The organism is Actinomycetospora cinnamomea (genome assembly GCF_003096675.1).
Taxonomy (GTDB): Bacteria; Actinomycetota; Actinomycetes; order Mycobacteriales; family Pseudonocardiaceae; genus Actinomycetospora; species Actinomycetospora cinnamomea.
Window position 1 is genome coordinate 1 of the sequence record NZ_QEKW01000002.1, and the last position, 17,395, is coordinate 17,395.

At 75.9% G+C, this 17,395-nt stretch carries 17 protein-coding genes; 9 read left to right on the plus strand and 8 right to left on the minus strand.

Annotated elements, in window-relative coordinates; all coding sequences use genetic code 11:
- Positions 1 to 136: 136 nt before the first annotated feature.
- On the minus strand, positions 137 to 712 hold the full coding sequence (locus tag C8D89_RS04700; protein ID WP_116706967.1) for a TetR/AcrR family transcriptional regulator: 576 nt from the start codon (positions 710 to 712) through the stop codon (positions 137 to 139).
- Between the two features lie 73 nt (positions 713 to 785).
- Here C8D89_RS04700 and C8D89_RS04705 point away from each other — a divergent pair, with 73 nt between their 5' ends.
- Entirely contained in the window at positions 786 to 1,844 is a 1,059-nt protein-coding gene (locus C8D89_RS04705) for a zinc-binding dehydrogenase (protein WP_243417860.1), read from the plus strand.
- A gap of 54 nt (positions 1,845 to 1,898) precedes the next feature.
- Here C8D89_RS04705 and C8D89_RS04710 read toward each other — a convergent pair whose 3' ends face one another.
- A complete protein-coding gene (locus C8D89_RS04710; protein WP_243417861.1) occupies positions 1,899 to 3,065 on the minus strand; it encodes an epoxide hydrolase family protein in 1,167 nt (388 codons plus the stop codon).
- Between the two features lie 176 nt (positions 3,066 to 3,241).
- On the opposite strand from C8D89_RS04710, the gene C8D89_RS04715 reads away from it, so the two are divergent.
- The 3 genes from C8D89_RS04715 to C8D89_RS04725 all read left to right on the plus strand — a co-directional run bounded on the left by C8D89_RS04715 (position 3,242) and on the right by C8D89_RS04725 (position 6,307).
- The gene (locus tag C8D89_RS04715) at positions 3,242 to 3,469 is read left to right on the plus strand and encodes a hypothetical protein (protein ID WP_243417862.1); all 228 of its coding nucleotides are present in this window, start codon (positions 3,242 to 3,244) and stop codon (positions 3,467 to 3,469) included.
- 56 nt (positions 3,470 to 3,525) lie between these two features.
- Positions 3,526 to 5,139: a benzoylformate decarboxylase gene (gene mdlC, locus C8D89_RS04720; protein ID WP_116706968.1), complete on the plus strand. Its 1,614-nt coding sequence runs from the start codon at positions 3,526 to 3,528 to the stop codon at positions 5,137 to 5,139.
- Between the two features lie 148 nt (positions 5,140 to 5,287).
- Positions 5,288 to 6,307: an ABC transporter ATP-binding protein gene (locus C8D89_RS04725; RefSeq protein ID WP_116706969.1), complete on the plus strand. Its 1,020-nt coding sequence runs from the start codon at positions 5,288 to 5,290 to the stop codon at positions 6,305 to 6,307.
- Between the two features lie 23 nt (positions 6,308 to 6,330).
- Here C8D89_RS04725 and C8D89_RS04730 read toward each other — a convergent pair whose 3' ends face one another.
- Complete coding sequence (locus C8D89_RS04730; protein WP_279323356.1) at positions 6,331 to 7,629, minus strand: IS110 family transposase; 1,299 nt, start codon at positions 7,627 to 7,629, stop codon at positions 6,331 to 6,333.
- A gap of 199 nt (positions 7,630 to 7,828) precedes the next feature.
- On the opposite strand from C8D89_RS04730, the gene C8D89_RS04735 reads away from it, so the two are divergent.
- Both C8D89_RS04735 and C8D89_RS04740 read left to right on the plus strand, forming a co-directional pair.
- Positions 7,829 to 8,605, plus strand: a complete 777-nt coding sequence (locus C8D89_RS04735; protein ID WP_243417864.1) for an ABC transporter permease — start codon at positions 7,829 to 7,831, stop codon at positions 8,603 to 8,605.
- 74 nt (positions 8,606 to 8,679) lie between these two features.
- On the plus strand, positions 8,680 to 9,390 hold the full coding sequence (locus C8D89_RS04740; RefSeq protein WP_116706970.1) for a DUF2267 domain-containing protein: 711 nt from the start codon (positions 8,680 to 8,682) through the stop codon (positions 9,388 to 9,390).
- A gap of 59 nt (positions 9,391 to 9,449) precedes the next feature.
- Here the strand turns inward: C8D89_RS04740 and C8D89_RS04745 are convergent, their stop codons facing one another.
- Together C8D89_RS04745 and wrbA are read right to left on the minus strand one after the other, a co-directional pair.
- Positions 9,450 to 10,058: a maleylpyruvate isomerase N-terminal domain-containing protein gene (locus C8D89_RS04745; RefSeq protein WP_207787063.1), complete on the minus strand. Its 609-nt coding sequence runs from the start codon at positions 10,056 to 10,058 to the stop codon at positions 9,450 to 9,452.
- A gap of 47 nt (positions 10,059 to 10,105) precedes the next feature.
- Positions 10,106 to 10,714: an NAD(P)H:quinone oxidoreductase gene (gene wrbA / locus C8D89_RS04750; protein WP_423716681.1), complete on the minus strand. Its 609-nt coding sequence runs from the start codon at positions 10,712 to 10,714 to the stop codon at positions 10,106 to 10,108.
- A 91-nt stretch (positions 10,715 to 10,805) separates the two neighbouring features.
- Between wrbA and C8D89_RS04755 the strand changes: the two genes are divergently transcribed.
- Both C8D89_RS04755 and C8D89_RS04760 read left to right on the plus strand, forming a co-directional pair.
- A complete protein-coding gene (locus C8D89_RS04755; RefSeq protein ID WP_133251814.1) occupies positions 10,806 to 12,107 on the plus strand; it encodes a PucR family transcriptional regulator in 1,302 nt (433 codons plus the stop codon).
- The gene (locus C8D89_RS04760) at positions 12,104 to 14,038 is read left to right on the plus strand and encodes a homocysteine S-methyltransferase family protein (protein ID WP_116706972.1); all 1,935 of its coding nucleotides are present in this window, start codon (positions 12,104 to 12,106) and stop codon (positions 14,036 to 14,038) included. The genes C8D89_RS04755 and C8D89_RS04760 overlap by 4 nt, the downstream gene beginning before the upstream one ends.
- On the opposite strand, the gene C8D89_RS04765 is transcribed toward C8D89_RS04760, so the two are convergent.
- Both C8D89_RS04765 and C8D89_RS04770 read right to left on the minus strand, forming a co-directional pair.
- Positions 14,028 to 14,276 (minus strand): hypothetical protein, encoded by a 249-nt coding sequence (locus tag C8D89_RS04765; protein WP_133251815.1) that lies wholly within the window; start codon positions 14,274 to 14,276, stop codon positions 14,028 to 14,030. The two genes, C8D89_RS04760 and C8D89_RS04765, sit on opposite strands and share 11 nt — an antisense overlap.
- A 166-nt stretch (positions 14,277 to 14,442) precedes the next feature.
- Positions 14,443 to 15,201, minus strand: a complete 759-nt coding sequence (locus tag C8D89_RS04770; protein WP_116706974.1) for a tyrosine-protein phosphatase — start codon at positions 15,199 to 15,201, stop codon at positions 14,443 to 14,445.
- Positions 15,202 to 15,335: 134 nt separating this feature from the next.
- On the opposite strand from C8D89_RS04770, the gene C8D89_RS04775 reads away from it, so the two are divergent.
- A complete protein-coding gene (locus C8D89_RS04775; RefSeq protein ID WP_165825549.1) occupies positions 15,336 to 16,169 on the plus strand; it encodes a GNAT family N-acetyltransferase in 834 nt (277 codons plus the stop codon).
- Here the strand turns inward: C8D89_RS04775 and C8D89_RS04780 are convergent.
- A complete protein-coding gene (locus tag C8D89_RS04780; protein WP_116706976.1) occupies positions 16,091 to 17,308 on the minus strand; it encodes a methyltransferase domain-containing protein in 1,218 nt (405 codons plus the stop codon). The two genes, C8D89_RS04775 and C8D89_RS04780, sit on opposite strands and share 79 nt — an antisense overlap.
- Positions 17,309 to 17,395 lie beyond the last annotated feature (87 nt).

The following is a 17,395-nucleotide window of genomic DNA, read 5'->3' on the forward strand; positions in this document are numbered from 1 at the left end:
GACCGCGAGATCCGCCGATGCCTCAAGCGCTACATCGCCCGCCAGCTCTACCGTCAGCTCGAACCCGCAGGGGTTGACGAACCATAGGAGCGTCGGCCTCGTGCGTGCTCTCCGGTGCCCTGGCACGGAGAAGCGCTCACACCCCGGGGCCACCCCGCGCCGCGGCCACCAGCTGGGCCGCGGCGGCGCGGGCCGACCGGATCGCGCCCGGCTCCGCGGCCACCGCCTGCGCCACCAGCGCGCCCTCGTGCAGCACCAGCAGCTGGAGCGCCAGCCCGTCCGGGTCGTCCACGCCGGCGCGCTCGAGCTCGGTCGCGAAGAGCGCCCGGAGCCAGCGCTTCTCGTCGTCGATCAGCGCCCGGCCCGGGTGTCCGGGATCGTCGAGCTCGGCGAAGGCGTTGACGAAGGCACAGCCGCGATCGGCCACCCACGACCCGAGCACGTCGAACGGGGCGAGCACGCGGCTCACCGGGTCGCCGGCGGCCTCGAGCGCGTCGGACACCCGGTCGCGCCACCGCTCGTCGCGGGCCCGCAGGTACGCGGCCACGAGCGCGTCCTTCGAGCCGAATCGGTCGTACAGCGTGCGCTTGGTGACCCCGGACGCGGCCGCGATCGTGTCCACCCCCACCGCGTGGATGCCGCGGGCGTAGAAGAGCTCCGAGGCGACCTCGAGAATCCGCCGGGCGCCCGGGGTGAGTGTGTCGCCGGTCATCGGGCCTCCGCTGGACTTCACTGATCTGTGAACTTAGTGTCGGGTTCACAGGTCAGTGTAGTCGGAGGTCGAGATGGTCCCGGACGAGATGCAGGCGGCGGTGCTCACGGGGTTCGGTGGGCCGGAGGTGCTGGAGGTGCGCTCGGTCCCGGTACCCCGGCCCGGCGACGGCGAGGTGCTGGTGCGGGTCGCGGCGGCCGCGCTGAACAACACCGACATCTGGACCCGCCAGGGCGCCTACGGGCTGCCGGGCGACCCCGACGCACGGGCGGGCTGGCGGGGCCCGGTCGACTTCCCGCGCATCCAGGGCGGGGACATCGCCGGTGAGGTCGTCGCGGTGGGCGGGGGCGTGGACCCCGCGCGCGTCGGGCGGCGGGTGCTCGTCGACCCGGCGTTCTACGACGGGCCCGGCCCGGACGCGCGTCCGGTCGGCCTGCTCGGCAGCGAGGCCGACGGCGGGTTCGCGGGCTACGCCGTGGCGGCGGACGAGCGTGCCCACGACGTCACCGACTCGCCCCTGACCGACGACGAGCTCGCGGCGCTCCCGGTCGCCTACGGCACGGCCGCCGGGATGCTGGCCCGCGGCGGGATCGCCGGGGGCGAGACGGTGCTGGTCACCGGGGCGTCGGGCGGGGTGGGGCTCGCGGCGGTGCAGCTCGCGGCGGCCCGGGGCGCGCGGGTCGTGGCGATCACCGCGGCCGGGAAGGAGGAGGCGGTCCGCGAGGGCGGGGCGGCCGAGGTCGTGCTGCGCGATCGCGACCCGGCGGCGGTCGCCGACGCCGTGGGGCGCGTCGCGGGCCGGCCGCTCGACGCCGTCGTGGACGTCGTGGGCGGCCCGCTGCTGCCCGCGCTGCTCGACCGCGTCCGTGACGGCGGACGGTGGGTGATCGCCGGGGCGATCGGCGGGGCGCGCGTGGACCTCGACCTGCGGCGGCTCTACCTGCACAACGTCGCGCTCGTCGGCTCGTCGATGCACACCCCGGCCCACTTCGCCGAGCTCGTCGCCGACGCGGTCGCCGGGCGCGTCCGCCCCCGCATCGCCGGGCGCCGCCCCCTGAGCGCGATCCACGAGGCGCAGGAGGAGTTCGCCCGCGCCGAGCACGTCGGGAAGATCGTGGTCCACCCGGGGTGACCTCGGTGCTCCCCACCCGTGCGTGCTCGTCCGTGCCGGGGCACGGACGAGCACTCACGAGCGCGCCAGCGCAAACGCCGTCCGCAGCTCGTCGACGAAGTCGCCGGGCACCTCGAGGGAGGCGAAGTGCCCGCCGGTCGGGAGCACGTTCCAGTGCCGCAGGTCGGTGTAGCGCGCCTCCACCCAGGCGCGCGGCACCTTGACCATCTCGGCGGGGAAGTACGACACCGCGCTCGGGACCGTGACCGGGCTGAGGTCGCCGCGCGCGAAGCTCTCCCAGTACAGGCGCGCCGACGAGGCGCCCGAGGCGGTCAGCCAGTAGACGGCGGCGTTGTCGAGGACCCGGTCGCGGGGCACGCCGCCGAAGCCGTCGCCGTCGGTCCAGGCGACGAACTTCTCGGCCATCCACGCGAGCTGGCCCGCGGGCGAGTCGACGAGGCCGTAGCCCAGCGTCTGCGGCCGGGTGCGCTGCTGGCCGGAGTAGCCGGAGCCGACCCTGCGGAACTCGTCGGTCCCGGCGAGCCACCGTCGCTCGGTCTCGTCCAGCTCGGCCAGCATCGCGTCGTCGAAGCCCTCGGGGCGCGGGGCGATCGGCATGGTGGTGTGCATCATCGCCACCCGGTCGGGGTGGCGGAGCGCGAGGCTCGTCGTGATCATCGCGCCCCAGTCGCCGCCCTGGGCGAGGAAGCGCTCGTAGCCGAGGCGGGTCATCAGCTCGGCCCACGCGTCGGCGATGCGCTCGACGCCCCAGCCGGGAGCGGTGGGCTTGTCGCTGAAGGCGTAGCCGGGCAGCGACGGCGCGACCACGTGGAAGGCGGGGCGCGTGTCGTCGCCGGGGTCGGTGAGGGCGTCGAGGACGTCGAGGACCTCGACCACCGACCCCGGCCACCCGTGGGTGATGATCAGTGGCAGAGCGTCACGACGTGGTGACCGAACGTGGAGGAAGTGGACGCCGAGACCGTCGATCGCGGTGCGGTACTGACCCCGTCGGTTGAGCTCGTCCTCCACCCGCCGCCAGTCGTGCTCCTCGAGCCACGCGCGGCACAGCTCGGTCACCGCGTCGAGGCCCAGGCCCTGCGACGGGTCGGTCGCCGGCTCGGGCAGCCGGACCCGCCGGAGCCGTTCCCGCAGGTCGAGGAGCTGTTCGTCGGGCACGTCGAGCACGAACGGGACGACCTCGACGGACGGATCGCCGGTCGGCACCGGTGCGGAGGCGGCCACGACCGCACCGTATCCAGACGCGCGGGACGCCGCCCAACGATGCGACCCGATCCGGTGGGCGTCCGGACCAGCGCGACACGCCGACGGCTGGAGTTCATGACCCGAACGAGCCAACTTCGCGGCGAGGTGTCACACGGGACCGCATGGTGGCGATGCACGAAGCGGAGGTGATCAGCGTGCTGAACGATCGATCGGCCGTGCTGCTGGCCGCGGCGGCGGACCTGGACGAGTGCGACGGGTACGTCGTGCTGGTGTTCGACCCGGAGACCGGGGAGCTCGACGCCCACGGCCCCTACGAAGGGGTCGAGGCCACCCTGCGCGCCGAGGAGATGCGGCGGGAGTTCGACCACGACGGCCTCCGCGACATCGTCATCCGCGTCTCGCGGCTGCATCGACCGCGCTGACCCCGCCCGGTCCGGGGATACTCGCCCGGCGGGATCACAGCCGGGAGGGGTGTGGGATGGCGGACGGACCGACGGTGCGGGAGGCCTCCCTGGAGGTGTTCCGGGCCCACGGGATGACCACCGTGTTCGGCAACCCGGGCTCCACGGAGCTGCCGATGCTCGCCGACCTGCCGGACGACTTCCGCTACGTGCTCGGCCTGCAGGAGGCCGCCGTGGTGGGCATGGCCGACGGCTACGCCCAGGCCACCGGACGTCCCGCGCTGGTCAACCTGCACACCGCGCCCGGCGTCGGCAACGCCCTCGGCGCGCTGGTGAACGCCGCGGCCAACGGCGCGCCGCTCGTCGTCACCGCGGGCCAGCAGGTCCGCCCGATGCTCAACCTCGAAGCGCTGCTCACCAACCCGGACGCCACCGTCCTGCCGCGCCCGACCGTGAAGCTCTCGCTCGAGCCCGCCCGCCCGGCCGACGTGCCCGCCGTGCTGGCCCGCGCCGTGCACGCGGCGGCGACCCCGCCGCGCGGTCCGGTGTTCGTCTCGGTCCCGATGGACGACTGGGACGCCGTGCTCGACCCGGAGACCGAGGCGGCCGCCGCCGTCGCCGCACGCCGCGTGCACCACCGCGCCGGACCCGACCCCGACGGCCTCGCCGCGTGCGTCGCCGCGCTGGACCGCGCGCGGTCCCCGGCCCTGGTCGTCGGCGGCGACGTCGACGCCACCGGCGGCTTCGACGACGCCGTCGCCCTCGCCGAGCGGCTCGGGGCGACGGTGTTCGCCCCGCCCTCGGACGGCCGCGTCGGTTTCCCCACCGACCACCCGCAGTTCCGGGGCGCGCTGCCGATGGCGATCGCGCCCGTGGCGGAGGCCCTCGAGGGGTTCGACGTCGTCCTCGTCGTCGGCACGGCGGTCTTCCGCTACTACCCGTACGTGCCGGGCCGGTTCCTGCCCGAGGGCACGCGGCTGCTGCACGTCACCGCCGACCCGGACCAGGCGGCGCGCGCCCCGGTGGGCGACGCCGTCGTCGCCGACCCGACCCTGACGCTGCGGGCCCTGTGCGAGCGCGTCGGCCCGGGCCCCGACGACCGCACGGCCCCACCGCCCGCGCAGGAGCTCGCCGCACCCCGGGCCGGCGGCGACGGGCGGGTGTCCGCCGAGGAGGTCTTCACGACCCTCGCGCAGGAGTGGCCCGAGGGCGGGGTGCTCATCAACGAGGCGCCCTCGCACCGGGCGATCGCCCAGGCGCGCGTGCCGCTGGCCCGGCCCGGGAGCTCGTACTTCACCGCCTCCGGGGGCCTGGGCTTCGGCCTGTCCGCAGCGGTGGGCGTGGCGCTCGCGGACCCGACGCGTCCCGTGCTGGCGGCGATCGGCGACGGCTCGTTGCAGTACACGGTGCAGGCGCTCGCGTCGGCCGCGGCGCTGCAGGTGCCGGTGACGGTGCTCGTCCTGGACAACCGCGAGTACGCGATCCTCAAGTGGTTCGCCGCGCGCGAGCAGACCCCGAAGGTGCCGGGGCTCGACCTGCCCGCGATCGACCACGTCGGGCTCGCCCGGGCCTACGGGGTGCCCGCCGAGAGCGTCGGGAGCGTCGAGGAGCTGCGCGCGGCGCTGCGGCGCGGCTTCGCCGGGCCGGGCCCGCGGCTGGTGCACGTCCCGGTGCCGCCGTCGGAGCACTGAGCTGAGCGGTTGACCTCGACCGTGCTCGAGGGCCGACCGTGGTCCCCGTGACCGCGCCCACCGGAATTCGACATGAGGGCTGTCGGGGGCCCGGCGTAGCGTCGATCGGGCGTCCGCCACCCGGGCCGGCGCGACGGGAGGACCACGGGTGAGCACGCAGACGACCGCTCCCGCGACGCAGCCGGCCGTCCACGCCGACGAGGGGGCGCCCGCCGTCGAGGTCGCCGACCTGGTGAAGCGCTACGGCCGCAGCGGCCGGCCCGCCGTCGACGGCCTGAGCTTCGCGGTGCGCCGCGGGGAGGTGTTCGGGCTGCTCGGGCCCAACGGCGCGGGCAAGACCACCACGGTGGGCGTGCTGACCACGCGCGTCACGCCCACCTCCGGGCGCGCCACCGTCGCGGGCATCGACGTCGCGGCCGATCCCGTGGCGGCGCGGGCCGTGCTCGGCGTCGTGCCCCAGCGGCCCAACCTCGACCGTTCGCTCGACGCCCGCGGCAACCTCGTCTGGCACGCCGCCTACCACGGGGTGCCCCGAGCGCGGCGCGGTCCGCTGGCCGACGAGCTGCTCGAGCGCATGGGCCTCACCGAGAAGGCGTCGACCAACCCCGACGAGCTCTCCGGCGGGCAGGCCCAGCGGCTGATCATCGCGCGCGGCCTCATGCACGACCCGCAGGTGCTCTTCCTCGACGAGCCGTCCACCGGGCTCGACCCGCAGGCGCGCCTGTTCGTCCACGACCGCGTGACCGAGCTCGCCGCGTCCGGGGTCACGGTCGTGCTCACCACCCACGACATGGACGAGGCGGCGAAGCTCGCCGACCGCGTGGGCATCGTCGACCACGGCAAGCTGCTGGCGCTGGACTCCCCGGACGCGCTGGTCGCGGGTCTGCCCGGCGAGGCCACCATCGACCTCGTGCTCACCGGCGCCGACGCGGCGACCGTGCGGGGCCGCATCGACGGCGTGCGCGGCGTGGCCGGGGTGGACGACCGCGGCGGCGAGGGCGACGACACGGTCCGCCTGCGCGTGCGGGTCGACGGCGACGCCGGCGCGGCGCTCGCCCCGGTGCTGGGCGCGGTGGCCGGCACCGGCGCCACCGTGGGCCAGGTCGACGTCGGGGAGCCGACGCTCGAGGACGTCTTCATCGACCTGACGGGCAGGGGGCTGCGGTGAGACACCCTCTGTCAACCACCGGGTCAGGCGGCGCGTCCGAGGGCGCGGTTGCGGTTGGTGACGTGGATGTTCTCGTCGTAGGCGACGCCCTTGGTCAGGCAGTGCCAGAGGATCTCCAGCCAGCGGTTGCCCAACGCGCGGATCGCGGCGTGGTGGCTTTTCCCTGTTGTGATCTTGGTGTCGTAGAACTCGCGGGCCCAGCCGCTGCGGGTGAGGCTGCAGAACGCCCACTGGTGCACCGCGTCGCCGAGGTAGCGGTTGTGGGCCAGGCGGCGGGCGACCACGAAATCGTTCTTGCCCGAGCGGCGGGTGACCGGGGCGCGGCCGGCGTAGCACTGCTGGGCGTTGGGTGTGTCGAACTGTGCGATGTGTTCACCGATCTCACCGGCGACCCGAGCTGCGAGGCGGTCTCCCAGGCCGGGGAAGCTCAGGTAGATGTCCCCGCCTGGGAAGGCCTTCCCCGGGTCGGGTTCTTTCACGGTGTGGTCACGTCCGCTGCGTGGCCCGCCGAGCAGCAGTTCGGCCATGCGCTTCTCCCAGCCGCGGCGGGCGTCGTGCAGCGCGAGCAGCTGCACCGCGGCCAGCCGGATGCCGGCGGCTTTGGCGCGCACGAGGTAGTCGCGGGTGGGCAGACCCGGAACAGCGAGGGCGTGTTCGACCTGATCGGCGAACCGGTCGGGCCAGCCGTGGCGGCCAGCGCGGGCGAACGCGACGAGGTCCTCGCGGGAGGCTTCGGCGAGCTCGGGTTGGCTGGGCCAGCGCTCGAGCAGCCGCAGCACCGTGGGCGCCCCGAGATCACTACCGGCCAGGGTCAGCGCGGCCGGGTAGGTGGTCTGCAGGTCCGCGCGCAGCCGGTTGAGCAGTCGGCGTTGGTCGCGGGCGGCGCGTTCGTCGTCGCGGCCGATCGCGCGCAGCTCGCCGCCGATGTCGCCGTGGGGGATCAGCGTCTTGAGCATGGCGTGGCGGTCCAGCGCCAGCAGACAACAGATGCGGGCGTCCTCGGCGTCGTCCTTCTTGCGTGCCGGACCGCGACGGCGGGCGACCAGGTCGGGGTTGACCGGGACCACCGCGAAGCCGGCGTCAATCAGCGCCTCGACCAGCAACCCGTGTCGGGTCTCGAGCACCACCCGGATCTCGGCCGGGTCCGGTTCCAGGCGCAGCGCCCGCTCGATCAGCGTGGCGACGCCGCTCGGGCCGTGCTCGATCCGGAACTGTTCGATCACTCCTTTCTCCACCGTTCCGAAGGCAACATCGTGGAACTCTTCGGCCCAGTCGATGCCGATTCCCAGCACGGTCCGTTCTCCTTCCGCCGCCGACAGCATGCTCGGCGGCCGGGGAAGGCGCTGCGTCGTGCTGATGAACCAGTCCTCGCGGGACCACACCCTCCCGGACGTCAGGCCTTCGCCGGGGCCCGGCAGGGGCGCCGTCTCACCTCAGTCCTCAAGGGACAAGCGCACCAAGCGCTCCCTGCCGGGTTCCACCGTGCGAAGGGAAGGTAGAGCCATCAGCGCGCCGACGCGGGTGGGTCCGGGGCAGGGGCGGGCGTTCCTGGGGGTGCTGGGCCGTGACCTCGCGGTCACGGGCAAGGAGTTCGGCAGCTTCATCAGCCAGGTGCTGGTGCAGCCGTTCTTCCTGCTGTTCGTCTTCGGCGTCGTGCTGGGCCAGCTCGGTTACGTGACGCCGGACTACGCCCAGCTGCTGCTGCCCGGGCTGCTGGCGCTCAACGCGTTCTTCGTGGCCGTGCAGGCGACGGCGTTGCCCCTGGTCATCGACTTCTCGTACACCAAGGAGATCGAGGACCGGCTGCTCGCGCCGCTCTCGACGCGCCTGGTGGCCGTCGAGAAGATCGTGTTCGGCGCGATGCGCGGGCTGTTCGGGTCGCTGGTGATGATCCCGGTCGGCTACCTCGTGCTCGACCGCGTGGACTGGGACCTCAGCGGGCTGCCCTGGGCGGCGGTCCTGCTGGTGCTCGGCTCGTTGTCGGGTGGGGCGGCGGGGCTGGTCATCGGCACGCTGGTCTCGCCGCGGCGCATCAACGTCGTGTTCGCGGTCGTGATCACCCCGCTGCTGTTCACTGGCTCGACGCAGTTCCCGTTCCTGCAGCTGGAGAACCTGCGATGGTTCCAGGTGATCTGCGCGTTCAACCCGATCACCTACGTCTCCGAGGGGCTGCGCGGCGCGCTGACCCCGGCGGTACCGCACCTGCCCGCGTGGATCTGCCTGCTCGCGCTGCTGGCGTCGTGCGTGCTGTTCGGGGCCATCGGCCTCCGGGGTTTCCTGCGCCGCGCGCTGGACTGAGCGCCGGCAGGGACCGCTCCCGACGTTCTGCTGATCGGGGGTACACGGCGACGCGAGCCGGGTAGGCCCGGGCCATGCGACACCAGGAGTTCCTCGCCGGCGTGGCCACACGAGGTGGCTTCGCCCAGACCGACGACGCCCGCCGTGCGGCCGACGCCGTGCTCGCCACGCTGGCCGAGCACCTGCCGAGCGACGACCGCGACGCGCTGGCGAAGGCGCTGCCGAACCTCCTCGAGCAGGAGGCGGGCGTCGACACGGCCGGTGGCGGCGGCACCCCGACCGAGGCCGGCCTCGTCGACGAGGTCGCGCGCCGCAGCGGCTGGGAGCCCGAGCGCGCCCGCTACGCGCTGACCGCGGTGATCGGCCAGCTGAACGCCGAGGACGCCGACCTGGGCGAGCGCATCGGGCGGGTCGTGCCGGAGGACCTGCGCGGCAGCGGCCCCACGGTGCCGCCGGACGCTGCGTCCGTGGGGGCCCAGGGTCGGCCGCAGCCGGTGGACCCCGACGAACTGGAACGCGTGCTGCGCCAGCTCACCGACTGGTCGGGCGACGTCTCCGGCATCGAGCGCACCGTCTCGCTGCCCGCGGAGCACCTCGACCTCGTCCTCGAGCGCCTCCGCGCGGCCGAGAGCGAGATCGGCGCCCGGCTGCGCATCGTCGAGCGCACGCCCACCTCGCTGACCGTGCGCGCGCGCACCGAGAGCATGGGTGTCGTCGCCGCCCTCGACCTCGACCTCGCCGCCCGCTTCGACGACATCGTCGCCTCGGTGGGCTCGGCGGCCTGATGCTGCGCCCGTGAGCGATCTGGGTCGCCACGGCGACCCGGATCGCTCACGTGGGCCGCTCAGACCACGCTGAAACCCGCGGGCAGGGGCGCGCGGCCGGTGAGAGCGTGGATGATCGCCGGGCCGTGGCCCAGCCGGACGCCGGTGCGGGCGAGCAGGGCGGCCACGCCGGCCGTCGTCCCCTCCGAGAACGTCACGTCCAGCCCGGTCGCGGCCGCGATGTCGTGGCCGTGCACCACGAGCTCCACGGTGCGCGTCGGCACGTAGGACGCGACGCGCAGCCCGCCGGCGATGGTCTCGATCAGCGCGTCCGGGTCCGCCGCGCGGGCGGCCGCCACCGCGCGGTCGGCGAGGTCACGGAACGCGCCCGCCGGGTCGTCGCCGAGCGCGGCCCCGGCGTCGCGGCCCCGCTGGGCGACCGCGGCCTGGTCGAAGCCCTCGCCGGTCATCGACGGCAGCAGGGCGTAGTAGCCCTCGGGGTCGGGGACGTCCTCGCGCTCCGCGGGGCGTCCGAGGTAGGTCAGGACGGTGACGAACGACCGGCTCGTGTGCCCCACCAGCGCGCGCAGGTCCCACTCACCCAGCGCGGGCCGGTCCCAGGCGTCGTCCGGGATCCGCGCCACCAGCTCCGTCACGGCCGTCGCGGCCTCGGCGTAGGCATCCAGCACGTGAGCGATCTTCTCGGCTATAGCTGGGAAAATCACTCACATGGGACCTACGCGATCAGCTTCGCCGTCACCTGTGCCAGGCGGGTGCCCTGGACGCGGGCGGCGTGCAGCGCGTCGTCGTCGGGCGCGGCCGACTTCTTCGACACCCACGACGCGCCGTAAGGGTTCCCCGAGGACATGAGCGACGGGTCGGCGGCGTAGCCGAGCGGCATCACCAGCGTGCCCCAGTGGTAGAGCACGTTGTTCATCGCGAGGATCGTCGACTCCAGCCCCCCGTGGCCGGTCGACGCGCTGGTGAACGCCGTGCCGACCTTGTCCGCGAGCTTGCCCTGCGCCCACAGCCCGCCGGTGGTGTCCATGAACGCCTTGAGCTGCTCGGCGGCGTTGCCGAACCGCGTCGGGCTGCCGAACGCCATGCCGTCGGCCCACTCGAGGTCGTCGAGGGAGGCCTGCGTGTCGTACGGGTTGCCCTCCACCCAGGCCTTCCACCGGCGGTTCGCCTCGATCGCCTCGGCCGGTGCCCGCTCGGCGACCGGCCGCACGCGCGTCTCGGCGCCGGCGTCGCGGGCCCCCTGCGCGAGCGCCTCGGCGAGCGCGGCCACGTTGCCGGTCGCGGAGTAGAAGACGACGACGATGCGGGGCGCACGGTCGGTCACGGGGCCTCCCGGGGTCGGGGTCGGGCCCCCGATCATGACGAGCCGCCCGTTCCGGCCGCGCACCGGGCCGCGACGGAGCAGACTGGTGCACGTGACGACCCGGGAGGCGCGTGGGACGCCGCCGAGGGCCGCGGCTGCGGACACCGCGGGCCCGCGCGGCCTCGTCGCCCTCTACCGGCGCCTGTCCGGGCTGGTCGCCGCGCCGACCGCGGACGTCCAGGCCGTCGCCGCCGTCGTCGCGGGCGAGCTCGGCGTGCTCGCGGCCGTGGTCGGGCCGTCCTGCGAGGTGCTCGCCGCCGCGGCGCCGGGCCTCGGGCTGCCCGAGGCGTCGGGGCTGGTGCGCGGCGCGGCCTGGACGCGCACGCTCGAGACCGCCGCGGCGGCCGGCCGTGCCCTGCGGGTGCCCGGGGCCGGCACGCGGGTCCAGGTCGTGGCCCCGGTGCTGCTCGGTCCCGAGGTCCCGGCCTTTCTCGTCGCCGAGGAGGACACGGCGGGCCGCGACCGCCCCGAGGCCCTGACGGGTGACGACGTCCTGCTGCTCGTCGCCGAGCACGCCGCCACGGTGGTCGGGGTGCTCGCCGGGCGCGACCGGGTGCTGGCCACGGCCGCGGGCCAGGTCCGGGGCGACCTCGTGTCGGGGCTGCTGCTCGATCGGGCCCGCGACGCCGACCAGGCCGCCCAGTGGGCCGAGCACGTCGGCTACGACCACGGCGTCCCGCACCGCGTCGTGGTGGTGTCCCCGGACGACGACGATGCCTACGGCGCGGGGCCCGCGAGCCTGCTCGGCGAGGCCGAGGAGCACCTGCTCGCCGCCGCCCCGTCCGCGCTGACCGTCGTGCGCGACAGCGAGACCGTGGCCGTCGTGCCCGAGTCCGCCGACCCCGTCGCCGTCGGCGCCGCCTGTGCCCGCCGCCTCGCCCGGGGGCGCGTCCCCGATCCGGACGCCCAGTGGCCGGTCAGCGTCGCCGTGGGCGGGCCGGTCAGCGCGCCGGGGGAGATCGCCGCGTCGTACGACCAGGCGCGCCGCACCCTCGTCGCCGCGCGCCGGCTCGGGCGGGCCGGGCGCGTGCTGCGCTTCGACGACCTGGGCGTGCACCGCCTCCTGCTGCAGATCCCCGACCCCGACGCCGCCCGGGCGTTCGCCCACGAGGTGCTGGGCCGCCTCGTCACCGACCGCTCCGAGCGCACGGTCGAGCTGCTGCGCACCCTCGCCCGCTACTTCCGCGAGGACGGCAGCCCCCAGCGCGTGGCGCGGGCGCTCAACGTCCACCCCAACACCGTCGGCTACCGGCTGCGGCGGGCCGAGGAGCTCAGCGGCCTGCGCCTGGACACCTACCGCGACCGGCTCGCCGCCCAGGTCGCGCTGGAGATCCTCGGGGAGATGGAGGGGTGAGCGAGTCCTTCACCGAGGCGCTGGCCCGCCGGGTGCTGCTGTGCGACGGCGCGATGGGCACGCTCGCGCGGGCCAGCGGCGGCCAGGTCGAGGGGCCCGGCGCCGAGCTCTGCGTCGTGGCCCCGGAGCTGGTCGGCGCCCTGCACGAGCGCTACCTCGCCGCCGGCGCCGACGTGCTGCAGACCCACACGTTCGGCGCCTCGCGCCCGCGCCTCGAGCGTCACGGGCTGGCGCGGCGCACCCGCGAGCTCAACCGCGCGGGCGCCCGTCTCGCCGTCGAGGCGCGGGACCGCGCCGGGCGTCCCGCCTGGGTCGCGGGCTCGGTCTCGCCGGTGACGCCGCCGGGGCGCGGCAGTCCCGTCGACGCCGCGGAGGCGGCCGCCGCGATCCGCGAGCAGGTCACCGCCCTCGTCGAGGGCGGGGTCGACCTCATCCTGTTCGAGACGTTCAGCCGGGCCGACGAGCTGCTCGCCGCGGTGCGCGCCGTGCGCGAGGTGACCGACCTGCCCGTCGTGGCCCAGGCCACCTTCGTCGACGAGGACGGTGGACCCCTGACCGCGGCCGGCGAGTCCCCGGCCGACGTCGTCGCCCGGCTCGCCGACGCCGGCGCGGCGGCCGTCGGCAGCAACTGCACGCTCGGCCCCCAGGGCCTGCTCGACGTCCTGCGCCGGATGGGCCCCAACGGTGGTGGCCCCGCGCTCACCGCCCAGCCCAACGCCGGGCTGCCGCACGTCGTCGCCGACCGCAGCGTGCGCTTCGCGGGCGACGCCGAGCACTTCGCGCGCTACGTCCTGCGCTACGTCACGGCCGGAGCACGGCTGGTCGGCGGCTGCTGCGGCACGACGCCCGAGCACATCGCCGCCGCGGCCGCCGCGCTGACCGCCCACGACGCCTGGGCGCCGCCGCCGGACCCGGACCCCGCGCCCGCTCCCGTCGTGGTCACCAGCCGCGCCACGGTGCCCGACGAGCTGCCCCCGGAGGCCGCCGCCGCGCGCGGGCGGGGAGCACTGGACCGGTGGCTGCGCCGCCGCGGGACGCGGGAGTTCCTCGTCGCCGCCGAGATCGCCGGCCCCGGCGGCCCGGACGAGCACCTCGGCCGCGCCCGCCGGGCCGTCGCCGGTGGCGCCTCCGCGCTGTGGGTCAGCCGCCCGCGGGCGCGGCGTGTCACGACCAGCACCGCCGGGCTCGCGCTGCACCTGCACGACGGCGTCGACGTCGACACGGTCCTGACGGTGACGAGCTGGCAGACGAGCATGCTCGCCCTGCAGGCCGACCTGCTGGGACTGCACGCCCTGGGCCTGCGCGCCCTCGTGTGCGAGACGGGCAACCCGCCGGTGCACGCCGAGCAGGCCGTGCGCGACGGGGTGTGGGAGGTCGACGGCGCCCAGCTGCTGCGGATGGCCGCGGGGCTCAACCGCGGTGTCGACGCGGACGGCGTCGAGCTCGGGGTGGCGACGGCGTTCCGCCTCGGTGCCCGCGTGACGCCCGGCGCCGATGATCTCGAGCACGAGGCCGCCCGCGCCGTGGCCAAGGTCGAGGCGGGCGCCGAGTTCCTCGTGTCGCGGCCGGTGTTCGAGGTCGAGCGGCTGAAGGTGGTGGTCGACGCGCTCGACGTGGCCGGGTGCCGGGTGCCGGTGCTCGTCTCGGTCGGCGCACTGACGGGCTACGCGCAGGCCGAGTACCTGCGCCACGAGGTGCCCGACGTCGTCGTCCCCGACGAGGTCCTGGAGGCGATGCGCCGCGCGGGTGACGGGCCGGACGCGGCGCGGACGGGGTTGGCGCTGGCCTCGGACCTGGTCGCGCTCGCCGCGGACGTGGTCGAGGGCGCCGTGGTGCGGTGGTCGGGGCCGGCACTGCCCGGCCTCGACCCGGGGACGGCCGTGGCCCGGCTGCGGGCCGCGGCCGGTGACGGGACGCGGGTCAGGCGGTGAGCGAGACGACCGGCGCCCGGGGCGGCTGGGCCGGCTGGACCAACTGGGCCGACTGGGCCGACCGGGCCGGCTGCGTCGTCTGGGGCGGTTGCGCGACACCGCGCAGGCGGGCGACGGTCTCGCGCAGGTAGGCGACCTCGCGGGTCAGCGAGGCGACGGTCTCGCCGTCGAAGTCGTAGGACAGCTCCCGGGGCATGACCACGACCCCGCAGCAGGGGCACGTCGTCGGGGCGTTCATGCAGGTCACCTCGGTGGTCGTCGGCGCGGTGCGGGCGCGTCGCGGGCCCGCTGCCACCAGTCTTCGGCAGCGCCCGCGGCCGGGCACTGTGCCCGCCCACAGAGATCACGACAGCGGCGTTGTGGCACACCACAGCGTGCGCCGACGATGCGTCCGGTCGGCCGGATCAGGCTGCGTCGACCAGCCGAGCCCGCCACGCGTCGAGATCGGGCTCGGGCACCCCGGCCTCCCGCAGCGGGGTCCGCGGGTCGTCGTCGAGCAGGTCGAGCACGGCCTCGAGGTGCTCCGGGTCGACGCCGACGCGGGACGGGTCGGTGTCCGGGTCGAGCGCGCCCTGGGCGGCCAGGCGGTCGCGCAGCGGGGCGCGGTGGGCGTTGGTCACGGCGAAGTCGGCCGCGACGGCGTCGCGGGGCACCCCGGCGGCGCGCAGCAGCAGCGCGACGGCCACGCCGGTGCGGTCCTTGCCGGCGGCGCAGTGCACGAGCAGCGGCCCCGGCCCGTGGGCCGCAGCCCGGACGAGCGGGGGCATCCACGCCTCGCCGGTGCGGACCAGGAGCAGGTAGAGCTCGTCGAGACCCTTGCGCTGCCGCCGCTCGGGCGGCGCGCCCCGCATCAGCACGCCGGGCGCGAGCGCCTGGATCAGCGGCAACGGCAGCAGGTCGGCGCCGAGGTCGACGAGCGGGTGCGGCCGGCCGTCGAGCTCCTCGGGGTTGCGCAGGTCGACGACGGTGCGGGGCGGCCAGTCCAGCCCGCCGGGCCCCCGTGTCGTCGCGTCGCCGTGCAGCGGCGCGTCCGAGCGCCACAGCACGCCCGGCCGCGTGCGGCCGCCGTCGACCGTCGGCATCCCCCCGACGTCCCGGAGGTTGGCGAGGTGCCGGACGGCCTCGATCTCGATGCCCTCGGTGGGCAGCGGAGTGACGGGCAACGGGCCCCTCCTCGTCGTCGCGGGTCTCCCCCTCCATCATCGTCCCGCGCGACGCTGCTCCGGGGCCGGCGTGGGCGGCTTCACGCCGCCGCCTCACCCTCGCGACCCGCTCGACGCCCCCCATGCTGGTGGGCGTGGGCTGGACGGTGACGGCGGACGCCGAGGAGTTCTGGCGGGCGACCGACCCCTATCTGCGGGCGCACCGGGTGGCATCGACCCTCGTTCTCTCGATCCTCGACACGCTCCGCTCCCGCGGGGGCGGGGTGTACGGCGCCCCGCCGGAGCTGGCGTGGTGGGACGACGGCGCCGGCCCGTCCGCGCTGGTCGTGCACACCCCGCCGTACCGGCCCGTGGTGTCGGCGATGCCCGTGGACGCGGCCGCGGCGTGGGCGGCGCTGCGGCCGCGGCCGCGGCGCGTGCTCGGCCCCGCGGGCACCGTGGACCACCTGGCGCGGGCCTGGGACGCGACGGTCGACGTCCTCGTCGCCGAGCGCCTCCACCGCCTCGCGGCGCTCCGGCCGCCGCGCGCGCCCGCCCCGACGCGGCCGGCGCGGGACGCGGACCGCGAGCTGCTGTGGTCGTGGGTGCAGGAGTTCCACGACGAGGCCACACCGGACGACCCGCCCCCGCCGCGACCGGCTCTCGACGCGGCGGTCGACCAGGGGCGCATCGTGGTCGCGGTGACCGGCGGCGGGCCGGTGGCCTACGCCGCGGTGGGCCCGACCTCGCTCGCCACCGCGCGCATCGGGCCGGTCTACACGCGCCCCGAGCACCGCGGGCGCGGGCACGGGGCGACGGTCACCGCGGCGGCGGCCCGGCTCGCGCTCGCGCGCGGGGCCGAGGAGGTCCTGCTGTTCACCGACCTCGCCAACCCGACGAGCAACGCGCTCTACGCGCGGCTGGGATTCGTCGGCGTCACCGACGTCGTCGACGCCGCCCTCGTGCCGGTGGCGCGGAAGAACGTGTAGCTGAAGGTCCCGCCGGGCTCGGTGGTGCGCAGGAGGTCGCGCACCCCCGCGTCGAAGCGCTCGGGGGTGATCAGCCCCGCGGCCAGGGCGGGTTCGCGGACCCCGGCGACCATCGCGGTGAAGGTCCGACGCACGAGGGCGTCGGCGAGGTCGGGCCGGCCGGCGTGGGCGTGGGCGGTGCGGGGCACAACGTCGACGTCGTCGAACCCGGCCGCGGTGAGCAGCGGGTGGAGCCGCCGCCCGATGCCCGCGTCGCCCCCGGCGTGGCGCTGGAGCACCTCCTGGCACGCGATGACCGCCCGGGCGTCGGCGCTGTCGGGGTGGAACGCGGTGGCGCCGTGGTCGCCCTCGACGACCGTGATCGTCCCGCCGGGCCGCAGCACCCGGCGCAGCGCCCGCAGGGCCTCGTCGGGCCGGGGGAGGTGCTCGAGCAGGAAGAACACCACGACGTCGTCGATTGAGCCGGCGGCCACCGGCGGGGCGTGGACGTCACCGGCGCGCACGTCGACGCGGTCGGCGAGCCCGGCGGCCGCGACGCGGGCGCGGGCGGCGGCGACCTGGCCCGGCTCGAGGTCGATCGAGGTGAAGCGTGCGCCCGGGCTGCGGGCGGCCAGCACGACGGTCTGGGCGCCGACGCCGCACCCGGGCTCGAGGACGTGGGCGCCGTCGGCGAACGCCACGCCCTCGTGGAGCAGGTCGGCGAGGGTCGCGGCCTGGTCGCGCAGCCGCGCCGCCTCGGTGTCGTGGTAGCCGTGGACGTAGGACCCGACCATGGTCATCTCCCGGATCACGGTGGACAGGACGTCGTCGCCGGGCCGGTCGAGGACCTCGGCGAGGCGGTCGCGGACCACCTGCCGGCGGCGCAGGTCGGCGTCGACGCCCGCCAGGTGGGCGCGCAGCGTGGCGGCCGGATCGGGATCGGCGCCGTCGAGGAGGGCGGCCACCTGGTCGAGCCGCAGGCCCAGCGCCCGCAGGGTGATCGCGCGGTGCAGGCGCACGACGTCGTCGGCGTCGTAGAGCCGGTGGCCCGCGGGGGTGCGGGACGGCGAGACGACCCCTCGCTGGTCCCAGTGCCGCAGTACCCGCACGGACAGGCCGGTGGCCTCGGCGAGCTCGCCGACCGTCCGACCGCGTGTCATGGCGGGGACGGTAGGGCCTCACACCGTGGGAGGGGCAAGCGTCTACCTACGGTTGACGATTCGCGAATCGTCAACCTACGGTGGACG

What these genes read in the sequence shown, in the direction of transcription:
- C8D89_RS04730 (WP_279323356.1), bottom strand. Translation starts at nt 7,629, where the DNA reads ATGCTGTCGGCGGCGGAAGGAGAACGGACCGTGCTGGGAATCGGCATC.
- C8D89_RS04740 (WP_116706970.1), top strand. Translation starts at nt 8,680, where the DNA reads ATGCGACACCAGGAGTTCCTCGCCGGCGTGGCCACACGAGGTGGCTTC.
- C8D89_RS04705 (WP_243417860.1), top strand. Translation starts at nt 786, where the DNA reads ATGGTCCCGGACGAGATGCAGGCGGCGGTGCTCACGGGGTTCGGTGGG.
- C8D89_RS04780 (WP_116706976.1), bottom strand. Translation starts at nt 17,308, where the DNA reads ATGACACGCGGTCGGACGGTCGGCGAGCTCGCCGAGGCCACCGGCCTG.
- C8D89_RS04765 (WP_133251815.1), bottom strand. Translation starts at nt 14,276, where the DNA reads ATGAACGCCCCGACGACGTGCCCCTGCTGCGGGGTCGTGGTCATGCCC.
- C8D89_RS04700 (WP_116706967.1), bottom strand. Translation starts at nt 712, where the DNA reads ATGACCGGCGACACACTCACCCCGGGCGCCCGGCGGATTCTCGAGGTC.
- mdlC (WP_116706968.1), top strand. Translation starts at nt 3,526, where the DNA reads ATGGCGGACGGACCGACGGTGCGGGAGGCCTCCCTGGAGGTGTTCCGG.